The 13,524-nt window shown below is 71.2% G+C and carries 10 protein-coding genes and 1 pseudogene; 3 read left to right on the forward strand and 8 right to left on the reverse strand.

The window, feature by feature from the left end; all coding sequences use genetic code 11:
* Nucleotides 1-475: pseudogene (locus AB0C16_RS38820) on the forward strand (transposase); the annotation flags it as partial.
* A gap of 123 nt (nucleotides 476-598) precedes the next feature.
* On the opposite strand, the gene AB0C16_RS38825 reads toward AB0C16_RS38820, so the two are convergent.
* The 7 genes from AB0C16_RS38825 to AB0C16_RS38855 are packed head-to-tail and all read right to left on the reverse strand — an operon-like array spanning nucleotide 599 to nucleotide 5,678.
* The gene (locus AB0C16_RS38825; protein WP_357690934.1) at nucleotides 599-1,030 is read right to left on the reverse strand and encodes a TadE/TadG family type IV pilus assembly protein; all 432 of its coding nucleotides are present in this window, start codon (nucleotides 1,028-1,030) and stop codon (nucleotides 599-601) included.
* Nucleotides 1,027-1,248 carry a hypothetical protein gene (locus AB0C16_RS38830; RefSeq protein WP_357690936.1) on the reverse strand — a complete coding sequence of 74 codons (222 nt, stop codon included), beginning with the start codon at nucleotides 1,246-1,248 and terminating at the stop codon, nucleotides 1,027-1,029. The genes AB0C16_RS38825 and AB0C16_RS38830 overlap by 4 nt, the downstream gene beginning before the upstream one ends.
* Entirely contained in the window at nucleotides 1,245-2,168 is a 924-nt protein-coding gene (locus AB0C16_RS38835) for a type II secretion system protein (protein ID WP_357690938.1), read from the reverse strand. The genes AB0C16_RS38830 and AB0C16_RS38835 overlap by 4 nt, the downstream gene beginning before the upstream one ends.
* Nucleotides 2,161-3,003, reverse strand: a complete 843-nt coding sequence (locus AB0C16_RS38840; RefSeq protein ID WP_357690940.1) for a type II secretion system F family protein — start codon at nucleotides 3,001-3,003, stop codon at nucleotides 2,161-2,163. The genes AB0C16_RS38835 and AB0C16_RS38840 overlap by 8 nt, the downstream gene beginning before the upstream one ends.
* The gene (locus AB0C16_RS38845) at nucleotides 3,003-4,298 is read right to left on the reverse strand and encodes an ATPase, T2SS/T4P/T4SS family (protein ID WP_357690942.1); all 1,296 of its coding nucleotides are present in this window, start codon (nucleotides 4,296-4,298) and stop codon (nucleotides 3,003-3,005) included. The genes AB0C16_RS38840 and AB0C16_RS38845 overlap by 1 nt, the downstream gene beginning before the upstream one ends.
* The gene (locus AB0C16_RS38850; protein ID WP_357690944.1) at nucleotides 4,295-5,050 is read right to left on the reverse strand and encodes a hypothetical protein; all 756 of its coding nucleotides are present in this window, start codon (nucleotides 5,048-5,050) and stop codon (nucleotides 4,295-4,297) included. The genes AB0C16_RS38845 and AB0C16_RS38850 overlap by 4 nt, the downstream gene beginning before the upstream one ends.
* Entirely contained in the window at nucleotides 5,013-5,678 is a 666-nt protein-coding gene (locus AB0C16_RS38855; protein ID WP_357690946.1) for a hypothetical protein, read from the reverse strand. Before AB0C16_RS38855 ends, AB0C16_RS38850 begins: the two co-directional genes overlap by 38 nt.
* 631 nt (nucleotides 5,679-6,309) lie before the next feature.
* On the opposite strand from AB0C16_RS38855, the gene AB0C16_RS38860 reads away from it, so the two are divergent.
* Entirely contained in the window at nucleotides 6,310-11,616 is a 5,307-nt protein-coding gene (locus AB0C16_RS38860; RefSeq protein WP_357690948.1) for an FtsK/SpoIIIE domain-containing protein, read from the forward strand.
* A 220-nt stretch (nucleotides 11,617-11,836) separates the two neighbouring features.
* On the opposite strand, the gene AB0C16_RS38865 is transcribed toward AB0C16_RS38860, so the two are convergent.
* Entirely contained in the window at nucleotides 11,837-13,099 is a 1,263-nt protein-coding gene (locus tag AB0C16_RS38865; RefSeq protein ID WP_357690950.1) for a hypothetical protein, read from the reverse strand.
* 116 nt (nucleotides 13,100-13,215) lie between these two features.
* Here AB0C16_RS38865 and AB0C16_RS38870 point away from each other — a divergent pair.
* The coding region (locus AB0C16_RS38870; RefSeq protein ID WP_357690952.1) for a transposase at nucleotides 13,216-13,524 on the forward strand (309 nt) is incomplete at its 3' end.

Below are 13,524 nucleotides of genomic sequence, written 5' to 3' on the forward strand. Positions count from 1 at the left end.
CACCGAGGAGTTGAGCTTTCTGGGTGAGGTGTCCTGCGTCCCGTTGCAGCAGGCGCTTCGCCACCTCCAGGCGGCGTTCGCCTGCTTCTTCGCCAAACGGGCCAGATACCCGGTGTTCAAGTCCCGCAAGAAGTCCCGCCTGAGCGCGGAGTACACCCGTTCGGCGTTCCGCCGGCGCGACGGCCGGTTGACGCTGGCGAAGATGAACCTGCCGCTGGACATCGTGTGGTCGCGGCCCCTTCCCGAAGGTGCGCGGCCGTCCACGGTGACCGTGGGCAAGGACGCGGCCGGACGCTGGTTCGTGTCCATCCTGGTGGAGGAGAAGATCTCCCCACTGCCCCCGGTAGAGGCTCGGGTGGGGGTGGATGCGGGCATCACCGCTCTGGTCACGCTGTCGACCGGAGAGAAGATCACCAACCCCGGGCACGAGCGGGCCGACCGCAGGCGGCTGGCTCGCGCTCAGCGGGCGGAGAGCTGAAACGCCTGTGGAGCTGATGTAAGACCTCAAAGGAAGTCCTTCCTGGCGGGCAACCGGCGGTGCAGCAGGAAATCTCACGGGCGACCGTGGGAATCCCCCTCGTTTACGAGGAGGAGGAGGTCAACCGCAGTCGTCACCTCCGTCGTCGGGCCGGAAGCACTCCACCGGCCCGCCCGCGGTGGCCGTGATCGTGAAGGTGAGCTCGGGCAGCAGCGGGATGACCTGGACGGCGCTGCCCGTCACCGTGACGAAACGCTGGTCGGGCTCCCTGACCGAGGTGGTGGCCGTGGCGTCGGAGAGCAGCCGGGGGCCGATCGTCCGCACGATGGACGTGGCCTTGGCCTGGGCCTCGCCCTCCCAGGAGCCCGAGTCGAAGGGGGCCGAGCGGGCCACGCGGGCGCCCTCGCGGGCGGCGGCCTCCGCGACCTGGCGGCCGTGGAACCAGAGCGCCACCTGCACGATGAGAAGCACGACCGCGAGGACGACCGGCATCAGAAGGGCCAGCTCGACCACGGTGACACCGCGTTCGCGACGGAGCCGGGACGAGATCACGTGTCCCCGCTGCCACCGCCGAAGGAGTTCTGGATATCGCTCTGCTTCTGCTCCACCAGCGTCTTGATCAGGGTGGCGAGGCCGAGTGCGACGCCGGCGATGATGGCGGTGATGATCACCCACTCGACGGCGGAGGCGCCCCGGCTGGACGCCGTGCGGGCGCGGTGGACGCGGACACCGAGATAGGCCCGCAGGTAGATGATCCAGGGATGGTTCATGAGGACCCCAACATCTTCATAGCGGCTGGAAAACTGAGAAAGATCACGAAACCCGCGCAGAGCAGGAGCTGCGCGACGAGCATCGACTGGGAGCGTTCGCCGGCCCGGCCCTCGATCTCCGCGAGCTCCCGGCGGCGCAGCGTCGCTGCCCTGGCCGTCAGCGAGGCCCGGACCTTGGCGCCGTCGTCGGCGACCAAGCCGAGCGCGGCCGACAGGTCGCGCAGCTCGTCGACGTTGATCTCCTCGCCGAGCTGGCCGAGCGCCTGCCACGGGGTGATGCCGACGATCCTGGCCCCGCTCAGCGCGTCGCGGATGCGGGCCATCGCCCAGTTGGGCTGGTCGCCGCTGACCGAGACCGCCATCATCAGCGCCTCGGGGACGCCGCGGCCACCCGCGAGGTTCATGGAGACCAGGTCGAGGAACGCTCCGACCACGTGCCTGAAGTCGCGCCGCCTGGCCGCCGCGTCCCGCCTGACCTGCACGTCGGGCAGGAAGAAGAAGAACAGGGCGGTGAGCACGGCGGCCCAGAACGGGATCGTCAGGGACGTGCCCCACTCCATCAGGACCAGCCAGCCGAGCAGCACGGGGAAGGCCAGCAGCCCGGCCGCCGCCAGCAGCGCCTTGGTGGCCAGGAAGCCCTCGAACGACCTGCCGACCAGGGCCAGGTCGGCCTTCACCGAGCGGGCCTCCCAGCCGCGCGCGTGGTAGACGCGGGCCAGCCGGATGCCGAGGCTCCGGCGGAAGGCGCTGACCTCCTCGTCGGGCAGGACGAGCTGGATGCGGGGCGCGCCCGCGTCCTCGCGCACCGCTTCGATCGCCAGCAGCCGCGCCACCAGGCCGGGCTGGGCCGGGAAGATCGCGCGCAGCAGCAGGAACAGGCCGAACCCGAGTGCGCCACCGGCGAGTACGCCTTCAACCATTGCCGCCTCCGACCAGCAGACGTGTGGGCTTGTCGAACCTGGCGAGCCGCCGCATCCAGGCGAACCCGGCACCGAACAGCCCGGCCACGACGGCGAGCACCGCCTGGCCGAGCAGGCCGGTGTATTCGCTGACGTAGGAGGGGTTGAACACGACCAGCAGGCCGGCGAAGACCAGCGCGGTGATCACCACGATCTGCACGCTGCGCCTGGTGGAGCGGCGTTCGGCCTCGACGCGGCGGCGCATGTCGAGCTCCTCGCGAGCCGAGACGGCCAGCGCGCCCAGCACGTCGCGCAGGCCCGGGCCGCGCAGTTTGGAGTTGAGGATCAGCGCCGCCACCACCAGGTCGGCCGACGGGTCGTCGAGCTCGTCGGCGAACAACGCCAGCGCGTCGGGCAGCGCCATCCTGGTGTGCAGCCGGTCGACCAGCGCCCGCAGATGAGGTCTGAGCATGGGCGCGGCCGCCCTGATGGACGACGGGATGGCCTGTTCGAGCCCGGCCGCGCCGGCGATCGTGTCACGCAGCGACTCGGTCCAGGCGGCCAGCCCTTCGAGCCGGCGCATCGCCGCGCGCTCCTCGGCCGCGCCGCCCGACAGGCCGCGCCAGGCGAACACCAGCAGCACCGCCCCCACCGCGACCACCGGCCAGCGGGTGACCGCCAGGACGACGACGGCCACGACGGCGGCGATCGCGGTGCGCGTGGTCAGCATGCGGACCAGGTGGCGATCGGGCTGCGACGGCTTGGGGCGCAGGCCGTACAGGGAGAGGATGAGCAGGAAGAGCCCGCCGCCGACGACGGCGCCGGCGAACAGCGCCAGCGGATCGAGAGGGATCATCACCAACCTCCCGGGTGGTAGCCGTGGGCGGCGAGCTCCTGCAGGCAGGAGACGGGTGCGTGTGGCACCGCGGAGCCGTCGGGGCCCGGCGCGAAGACCTCGCTCGACAGGACCCGGCCGTCGCAGCCGTTGACCTCGCGGATGCTGGAGACGTAGCGGCGCAGGGTGCCGCCTCTGTCGTAGTCGTTGCGTTTCTCGACGAAGACCACGAAGTCGATGGCGCCGGCGATGAGCATGTGGGTGGCGTCGATGGGGAGGCGTTCGTTGGCCTGCAGGGCGTAGGTGGAGATGCGGTTGAACACCTCCATGCTGGAGTTGGCGTGGATGGTGGACAGGGAGCCGTCGTTGCCCTGCGTCATCGCGTTGAGCATGGTGACGATCTCGTCGCCGAGCACCTCGCCGACGATGACGCGGCTGGGGTTCATCCGGAGGGAGCGTCTGACCAGCTCGGCCATGGTGATCTCGCCCTGGCCCTCGGAGTTGGGCAGGCGCTGCTCGAAGGCGACCACGTTGGGGTGAAGCTCGGCGAACTGGTCGAGGCCGAGCTCCAGCGCGCGTTCGACGGTGATCAGCCGCTCGCCGGGCGGGATCTCGTTCGCCAGGGCGCGCAGCAGGGTCGTCTTCCCCGCGTTGGTGGAGCCCGCGATCATGAGGTTTTTACGCGCGGCGACCGCGGCCGTCAGGAACCTGCCGATCTCCGGACTCAGCGTGCCGTTGCCCACCAGGTCGGACAGGAACACCTTGCCGAGGCGGGCACGGCGGATCGACACGGCGGGCCTGAGCGTGACGTCCATGACGGCGCTGAGCCGCGACCCGTCGGGCAGCCTCAGGTCGAGCTGCGGGTTGGCGGTGTCGAACGGCCTGCTCGACAGGCCCGAGTAGGCCGCCAGGATCTGGATCAGCTCGATCAGCTCGTCGTCGGACTCGGCGACCGGGTCGTGCGCGAGCTCCTGACCGTCGGCGTAGCCGACGAAGACCTTGTCGCAGCCGTTGATGTCGATGTTCTCGACGTCGGGATCGTCGAGCAGCGGCTGGAGACGGCCCACCCCGAACAGCGCGGCGTGGATCCCGGCCGCCAGCGCCTCCTCCTCCTCGACCGTGGGCGGGGTGCGGCCCAGGCCGATCTCGCTGCGCGCGTGCTCCTCCAGCACCTGGGAGATCAGCGCCCTGGCGAACTGCCGCTCGTCCTCGCCGGTCATCGCGGCCAGCCCGTTGGCCTGGTCGAGCCGGCGCTGGTGGGCCAGGCGGTCGCCGACCTCCTGGCGGAACCTCTTGACGAGGGAGTGGTCGATCACGGGTGGCTCACCAGCCGTCCTGCGAGGTCGCGTGCCGTACGGATGAGCAGAGAACGGTCCAGCCGCCCGCCCCACTGGCCGCGTAGCAGCTCGGCGCCCTTGGGATCGTGGGCCAGGCCGTGCACGAACCCCACGCTCGGGCCCACGATGCGGCGTACGTCGTCGATCGAGGAGCGGTAGTTGCGCGGGTCGGCGATCACGACGACACCGTGGGCCTTGGTGATCGAGAGGCGTTCGCGCAGGTGGGCGACGTGGTCGAGGGTGGCCCTGGTGAGCAGCACCACCTTCTCGGCCTCCGCCAGCAGGTCGCCGAGCTGGGGGTGGGCACCCAGGCGGCCGCAGTCGGCGATCACGTCGGCGTGCGGCACCGCGGCGAGCGAGCGGCCGAGCGGGCCCCACAGCCAGGTCAGCCCCGCCGCCTGCTCGCCGTGGGTGAGCCCGGCCAGCACGTCGAGCCCGCCGACGATCTTCTGCGTGTGCTCGTGGATCTGCGCGGGCTCCAGGCCGCGGCGCGCCGTCGCCGCCAGCGTGAGCAGGCCCTTGCCCGGGTTGAGCACGCCGCCGTCGGCGCCGGGCAGCCGGTAGGCGATGTCGCCGCCCGCGGGGTCGCACTCGGCGAGCAGCACGGGTCTCGGCCAGACGGCGGCCAGGGCCGTCGCGGCGGTGGTCACCCCTGGCGCGCCCTTGTCGGCGGCCAGCACGATCAGCGCCACCTCAGCGGGCCCCGGGCAGCACGGCCACCGCGATCTCACCGCTGGAGGCGTATCTGACGATTTCCGGCGACACCGACGAATCGACGATCACGGTGACCTGCCCGCTGCCGCCGGTCCGGCCCGGCGCTCCGACGGTGACCACGAGCGCGCTCTGGGCGAGCACCCGGCTCTCGGTCTGGCTGGAGCGGCCCGGCACGTACACGACCTGCACCCGGTCGCCCTTGACCAGGCCGGCGGGCGCCTGCCCGGGTTTGAGCGCGAGGCCCACCTTGGCCTTGCCGGGGCCCAACTCCTCGCTGGCCGTGACGCCCATGTCGTCGATGAACAGGGTGCCGGGCAGGATGGTGACCGCGGCGAAGCTGTCGAGCACCTTCTGCCGCTCGGACCAGCTGACGTAGTCGATGCCGGTGTCGGCGATCTGCACCTCTTCGATCGCCTGCTCGGTGAACGGCTGGCCGGCGCCGACCTGCTCGGTGATCCTGATCGCCGAGATCCGGTCGCCGCTGCGCATCACGAGCAGTGTCGTGGCCAGCGCCCCGCCCAGGATGAGGAGCACCGCGAGGGCCGCCAGGGCAGGCTTCCGCTCACGGGGAGGGACGGGGAGCTTGCGCGAGGCCGGGCCGGACAACCCTGCCGTATTGACGGCAGGCTTTTCGCTGGTCCTCATGGGTGGGGGGCTCCCATTTGTGAAATGTCGAATTCACGCCATTATGTGCAACCGGGTGACGAGCCGGGGCCGGAACGCGAGGAACCATGCTCGTTTCGCAGGTAGGGCGGTGTCAACCCGACATAATCGATGCCTGTTGTTTCTAGCGAGTTGACGTATATGGTTTTCTGCGGCTATGAGTCACAGCTTTAACATGTGCCGCACCGTTCACGGATGTTTCAGGATTTTACGGGTGTCGGAGCCTTTTGATCACTTGGCCCGATCTCTGCCTCTTGATTCCTTGACCGCCGCCGCATGGCCTCTGACCTGTGGCTACCGGCACTCTACTCGCCGCCGCCGCTGATCCTGCCACACGTCCGCCGCTTTTCGGACCGCCAGATCGAGGCTTTTGTCTCCTGTACGACCGGCGAACCGGACTTACCCGTGCCACGCCCTCAGCAGAAGGGGGTCTACCTGCGGTTAAATACGACAAATCCCATCCGCGCGCGAACCCGCGGGCTTTTCCACAGCCTTTTCGACGGCGGGCCGGTTATCCACAACCCGTGGCTTCCATGCCATTGCCGTCAACCTGCGGGTCTAACGTCGGTTCGGGCGCTACCTTGGCGCCGAGTTCTGACCGAGGAGACGGCACATGCGGATCATGCTCACCGTGCTCGGCGAACAGGGCGACCGTGACGTCGTGGTCGACGGTGACGACGCCGCCACGGTCGCCGGGGTGAGCGAGGCGCTCAGCGGTCAGGAGCCGCTCGCCAAGGTCGTCCGGCTGCCCCGAGCGCGAGCGCCCTACGGCATGTCGGATTCCGGCGGCCCCACCTCCGTGCCCAACCCTCGCCGTCCAGAGCCCGGGTGGGGCGACCGGTCACCACGCGGGGCCGGGCAAGCGGACGCGCCCCACCCACGCCGGCCGGGGTGGGGCGATCCGGGTGCCGGAGCGGTCTGGGACACGACGACGCTGTGGCGCAACGGGCGCCCCCTCGACCCGCGCGCGCCGGCCACGGCGGTGCTGCGTGACGGCGACAAGGTCACGCTCGACCCACGCCTGGCGCGGTCCACGATCATCGAGGAGCCGGGCGGGGTGGCCGAGGTGCGGGTCGTGGGCGGTCCCGCCGCCGGCGCCGTCCACCGGCTGGGCCTCGGCGTGCACGTCATCGGGTCCGATCCGATGTGCGCGATCGCCGTGGCGGATCCGATGCTCGCTCCCGAGGCCGTCACCCTCCGCGTCACCCCCGACGCGATCACGGCCGAGGCGGCGCGGCGGGCGCTGCCGGAGCAGGGCCCGCGGCCGAAGCTCAAGGGACGGTGGGCCGAGGAGGTCGCCGAGCTCACCGCGCGGGTCGCGGAGCGGGAGGCCGCCGAGCTCTCCTCCGGCTCCTGGCAGGGTCCCGAGCTGGACGCACGACCCCTCACCGAGGCGGCCGACTGGCCCGAGCACGCGGTGCTGACCTGCGGATCATCCGTGTTCACCTTGACCGCGATCGAGCCCCGCGACGCCCACCTGGCGCCCCGGCCCGAAGGCGGCGTGGCCTACAACCGGCCGCCCCGGCTCCGCCGCACCGAGGGGCAGCGGGCCTTCAAGAAGCCGCAGGAGCCCCGGCGGACCGAGGGGATGCGGCTGCAACTGCTGGCCGCGTTCCTGCCGGCGGTGGTGGGCGTGACGCTCTCCTACGTGCTGGGTCAGTGGTATTTCCTGCTTTTCGCCGTGATGACCCCCGTCATCATGATCGGACAGTGGTGGAGCGACCGACGCCATGGCAAGAAGCAGCACCGGAAGGCGGCCAAGGAGTTCAAGGAGCGGTTGGAGGCCTACGAGGCGACCGTCGAGCGAGCCAGGGCCGAGGACGAGCTGGAGCGCAGGGCCGACGCGCCCGACCCCGCCCAGGTCCTGCTGACCGCCACGGGGCCGCGCAGGCGGTTGTGGGAGCGCCGGATCCACGACCCCGACGCGCTCCGGCTCAGGGTCGGGCTGGCCGACCTGCCCGCCAACCTGGAGCTCACCGAGGAGCAGGGCGGCGGCGCCATCGACCCGCCCATCTGCCGTGCCGTGCCCGTCGCGCTGGCCATGCGCAGGCTCGGCGTGGCCGGAGTCACCGGGCCCCGCGACGCGGCCGTCGGCCTGGCCGGCTGGCTGATCGGGCAGGCCGCCACCCTGCACAGCCCGCGTGATCTGGCCATCGTGGTCCTGTCCGCGCACACCGACGGCGAGCACCGCTGGGGCTGGGTGCGCTGGCTGCCGCACTGCGCGCCGCGCGGCGGCGAGGACTGCGTGGCGCTGGTCGGCACCGACCCCGAGTCCGCCGCGCGCCGCGTCGCCGAGCTGGCCTCGCTCATCGACGAGAGGCAGAACACCGCGATCCCCGAGCTCGGCAAGATCCCCACCGGCTGGGACGACCTCGGCGGCCCCGAGGCGCCCGCCTTCTCCACCTTCGACGAGCGCCCCTACGACGTGCTGGTCGTGCTCGACGGCGCCCAGGTCCTGCGCGGCCTGCCCGGCATGCCGCAGGTGCTGCGCCAGGGCCCGCGCAACGGCGTCTACACCCTCGCGATCGACGACGACCAGCGGCTGCTGCCCGAGGAGTGCGCGACGGTCGCGGCGTGCGGGTCCGACGGTCTCGTGCGACTACGTGGTGGCGGGCTCGACGTCATCGGCCCGGTCCTGGGCGATCTCGTCTCCCCGTCGTGGTGCGACCGGCTGGCCAGGGCGCTCGCCCCGATCCGCGACGTGAGCCGCGACGATCCCTCGGGCAACCTGCCCGGCGCGGTGCGCCTGCTCGACCTGCTGGGTCTGCGCTCCCCCTCCGGCCAGGAGATCGCCGCCCGCTGGCATGACCGGGGCTCCACCAAGGCCGTGATCGGCGTCGGCCCCGAAGGCCGGTTCTCCATCGACCTCGGCCTCGACGGCCCCCACGGGCTGATCGCCGGCACCACCGGCGCGGGCAAGTCCGAGCTGCTGCAGACCCTGATCTGCTCCCTGGCGGTGGCGAACCGTCCCGACCAGCTGACGTTCGTACTGATCGACTACAAGGGCGGCGCCGCGTTCAAGGAGTGCGTACGGCTGCCGCACACGGTCGGCATGGTCAGCGACCTCGACGGCCACCTGACACAGCGGGCCCTCGACTCCCTCGCCGCCGAGGTCCGCCGCCGCGAACGCCTGCTGCTCGCGGCGGGCGCCAAGGACATCGACGACTACACCGGTGACCCGCTGCCGCGACTGGTGCTGATCATCGACGAGTTCGCAGCGTTGGTGGCCGAGTTGCCCGACTTCGTGGCCGGGCTCGTCGACATCGCCCGCCGGGGCCGTTCGCTGGGCATCCACCTCATCCTGGCCACCCAGCGCCCGGCCGGCGTGGTGACGGCCGACATCCAGGCCAACACCTCACTGCGCATCGCGCTGCGGGTGACCGAGCCCATGGAGTCGACGGACGTCATCGACCTGCCGGACGCGGCCCATATCTCCAAGTCGACGCCCGGCCGCTGCTACGTGAAGTCCGGCGTGGGCGCCGCGACGGCCGTCCAGACGGCACGGGTCGGAGGTCGCAGCCCCCTGCCGGCCCCCTCGCCCACCTCCCCACGCAGGCGCGGCCCTTCCGGGACCAGGCTTTCCGGAAGCGGTGCTCCCGGAGCCGGGTCTACCGGCCGCGGTCCCAAAGGGCTCTCCCCCTACAGGGACAGCGTTCCAGGTCGTCGGCCCGGAGCCGGCCCGACCGGCAGCACCGACTCGAGCCACCCCGGCGGTGTGCCGGGTGTCACCCGGCTTCCCGGTCTGGGCCTCCCGAGACCGGCCGGGCCCTCGAACGCGGGTGGCCTTTCCCATGCAGGCGGCCTTCCCGGCGTGGACGAACAGTTCGGCGCGGGCGGAAGCCCGGGATCGGTGAAGTTCCCGGGCATGGCCGGGCTGCCAGGATCCGGCAGCCTCCCAGGACCGGGCGAACCCTCAGGACCAGGTGAGCCCCCAAGACTGGGTGACGCGGGCGAGACGTCTGGGATGGCCGAGGTGCCAGGTGAGGGGTGGTTGGAGCAGGAGGGTGATTTCGCCACGGGGAGCCTTCCGGGGGTCGGGAGGCCGGGTGGCGTGATCGGGATCGGCAGAGGCGCCGAGGACAGCGGGCCGGTACGGGTGATCGAGGTGGACTGGCGGTCGCTGGGCCGGGCGCTGCCCCCGCCGCCGGAGCCCACGGAGGAGTCGGCGGTCACCGACCTGTCGATCCTGGCCGACGCGGTCATCGAAGCCACCCGGCTGACCGGCGTACGGCGGCAGCCGAGTCCGTGGTTGGATCCGCTCCCCACGCAGTTCGTCCTCGACGAGGCGTTCGACGAGAGCGGGACTCGGGCCGGATCCGGGCTGGGGCCGATCGCGGAGTCCGGCCGGCTCGCTTCGGACGCGTGGCCCGCGCAGGGCTCGGATGGATCCGGCGGCTCCGCCGGCGAGGGGCTGTTCGGCGAAGTGAGGCCGCTGGCGTTCGGGATCACGGACCGGCCGTGGGCGCAGGACCGGCGCCCGCTCGTGCTGGATCTGAGCCACGGCGGCCACCTCCTCATCGCCGGCGCGGCACGGAGCGGGAGGTCCACGGCGCTGCGCACGATCGCGGGCGCGATCGCCGCCCAGACCTCTCCGGCCGACGTGCACGTCCATGCGATCGACTGCGGTTCGGGCGCTCTCTTGCCCCTGGTGGCGATGCCGCACTGCGGCGCCGTCGTCACCCGCGACCAGCTCGACCGTGTCGAACGTCTCCTCGCCCGCCTCCGGGCCGAGGTGGGCCGCCGACAGCAGTTGCTGGCCGAGGCCGGCCACGCCTCGCTGGCCGAATACCGCCAGGCCGGCCACCGGCTGCCGTGGCTGGTGTTCATGCTCGACCGCTGGGAGGGGTTCGTCGCCGCGTTCGAGGGCTACGACTACGGGCGGCTGCCCGAGGCGCTCCTGCAGTTGCTGCGGGAGGGGCCCGCGGTCGGGTTGCGCGCGGTCGTCACGGGTGACCGTTCGAGCCTGATGGGCCAGGTGTCCACGGTGTTCGACGACCGCCTGATCCTGCGCCTGGCGGATCCCTCCGACTACGGCCTGGCCGGGCTGCCGGTCAAGGGTCTCCCATCGTCCATCCCACCCGGCCGGGCCTTGTCACTGGGCGAGCACGGCATCGTCGAGCATCAGATCGCCCTGCTTTCCGGTGATCCCTCGGGCCCCGCCCAGGTGGCCGCCCTGCAGTCCCTGGCTCGCGCGCTCACCTCGGGCTCCCGGCCACGGGAGGGAGAACGACCGCTGCGGGTCGACGCGCTGCCGGTGCGGATAACCGCCAGCCAGACGTTCGACCTCGCGCCCGGCTTCCGGCCGCCGTCCCCGCTGTGGGCGCTGATCGGCGCGGGGGGCGACAGCCTGGCACCCCAGGGGATCGACCTGCTCGCTCAGGGGCCCGGCGCCGTGATCGCCGGACCCGCCCGTTCCGGACGCTCCTCGACGCTGCTCACCGCCGCGAGGTCGCTGATCTCGTCCGGCACGCCCGTCATCGCCGTGGCGCCCAGGCGCAGCCCGTTGCGGACTCTGGAAGGGACGCTCGCCGTGCTGGACGGCAACGCCGACCAGCTCCAGGAGCTCGTCGCCGGGCTGGAACGCTACGTGGTGCTGGTGGACGACGCCGAGCTCGTCAACCCCGATTCCCCGCTCGGGCTGGCGCTGGACGAGGTGCTCCGGTCGGGCAGGGACGGCGAGCACGGCCTGATCATCGCGGGGACCACGGGCGACCTGGCCACGTCCTTCCGGGGCTTCACGGCTGAGACACGTAAGTCCCGGACGGGCTTACTGCTGTCCGTGCAGAGCCCCTCCGACGGCGACCTGTTCACCATCCGGCTCCCGCGCGGCGCCGTAGGCGGCCCACCCGGACGCGGCCTCCTCGTCACCGCGGGCGCCACCCTGCCGGTGCAGGCCGCTCTCCCGGACCCGAGCGCCTGACCTCACGCCGGCCACCTCCGGCCCGGGGTGTGCCGGCCCGGGGTGTGCCAGCCCGGGTGTGCCGGTCCGTCCTGCGTAGGCTGACCCTACGCCGACCGCCTCCGGCTCAGGGCGCCCCGGCCCGCCCTGCGTACTGACCCTGCCGGGCGACGCTGAACACGCGGCCATGCCGTGGGAGACCTGGCGTCTCGCCGGGGGCATGGCCGCGGCCGGGTGGCCGTTAGCGGATGGTGTCGTCGACGACATCCTTGGCAGGGCCGCCCCAGACGTCGTCGTCCTCCATGAGCCAGGTGGAGGACTCGCTCATGCGTTCCTCGCCGCCGCCTGCGCCCATGCCGCCCATGGGCATGAAGGGCATGCCCATGCCGCCCATGCCGGACGCGCCGCCGCGCAGGACACTGGCGCCGTTCATGTTCACGGGGAGGTTCGTGCCGACGGTCGTACCCCCGCCCGGGCTGGTCGAAGGGCCGCCCGTAGGTGAGTACGCAGTGGACGGGATCGAGGAGGTGGGACCCGTGGTGGAGATCGGCGCGGTGTCGATCTTCGGCGGCTGGTAGTCGGACAGGCCGGTCGACCGTGGGTCGTTGATGTTGGGAACCGAGCCGTTGTTCGTGCCGTTCGTGGAGCCGTCGGTGCCGTTGGGGTTCGTGGATGCGGGGTCGATCGGCGGCTGGTCGGTGCCGGGGAGGTCTCCGTTCGCGTCGCCTTTGTTCCCCGGTCCGTTGCCGTTCGGATCCTTGTCGCCCGGGTCGGTGGCGTTCGGGTCGTCGCTGCCCGGGTCGGTGACCTGCGGCTGCCAGCCGGTGTTTCCGGGGCTGTTGCCCTGGGGGAGGTTTCCATCGTAATCAGGCGAGTAGTTCGGGCTGTTTTTCACTTTGGGCACGTTGCCGGTGGGGTAGGTGGGCACCGTGTAGGTGGTCTCGTCCGGCGTGGGCCACTTGAGTTTGGGCAGGTTCTCGGTCATGGACGCGGGCAGCAGCTGGTGCCACTTGTCCAGTTCCTGGTTGAACTTCTTCAGGTGCTCCTTCGCCGCGCCGTTGTCCGAGGTGAACCAGTCCCAGCCGTCCTTGGTGTCGACGGCGATGTCCGGGATCCCGTGAGTCCAGCTCGGGCCGTTGGACCAGGAGAAATGACCGCCGAGGTCGTTCTTGAACGGAGGGATGGCCTTGCCGAGCGACTGGAGGGGGCGGCCCATCTCGTTGGCCTTGCTCCCGAGCATGTCGATCGTCCCGTGCAGAGCCTGGAGCGCCTTCTGCGCCTCGACCGAGGCCTTGTCACCCCAGACGTCCGCCATCGCCTTGCTGGCATCCTCGATCGCCCTCTGGGAAGTTCCCAGCATCGAGGCCGCGGACAGGTAGGCGTCACCGGCTTTCTCGAAGTCCCGCGGTTTGACCGAATCGAGGATCCTCTTCACCTTCTCCACCGGCTGATCGCCGTGGACGCCGAAGTCCCCGTTGGCCCTGACCTCATACTCGGTCGTCATCGAATCTCCTTGAGGCTGGAGACCCCGCACTTAAGGACGGGGAGGAAAACCGGAACAATACGGCAAAATCGAACACCCATTCGATATTTGGCTGATCTTGCCGTACGGTGCGAGGCGTGGCCCAGATCGCGAAGCGGGCCTACAAATACCGCTTCTACCCGACTCCCGAGCAGGCTTTCGAGCTTGCCCAGACGTTCGGCTGCGTCCGCTTGGTCTACAACAAGGCGCTGGAGGAACGCACCCGCGCCTACCGACTGGAGGGCCGCGGCGTCTCCTACGCGGAGTCCTCGGCGGCGCTCACGCAGTGGAAGCGCACCGAGGAGTTGAGCTTTCTGGGTGAGGTGTCCTGCGTCCCGTTGCAGCAGGCGCTTCGCCACCTCCAGGCGGCGTTCGCCTGCTTCTTCGCCAAACGGGCCAGATACCCG

The organism is Nonomuraea sp. NPDC048916, assembly GCF_040649575.1.
GTDB lineage: Bacteria > Actinomycetota > Actinomycetes > Streptosporangiales > Streptosporangiaceae > Nonomuraea.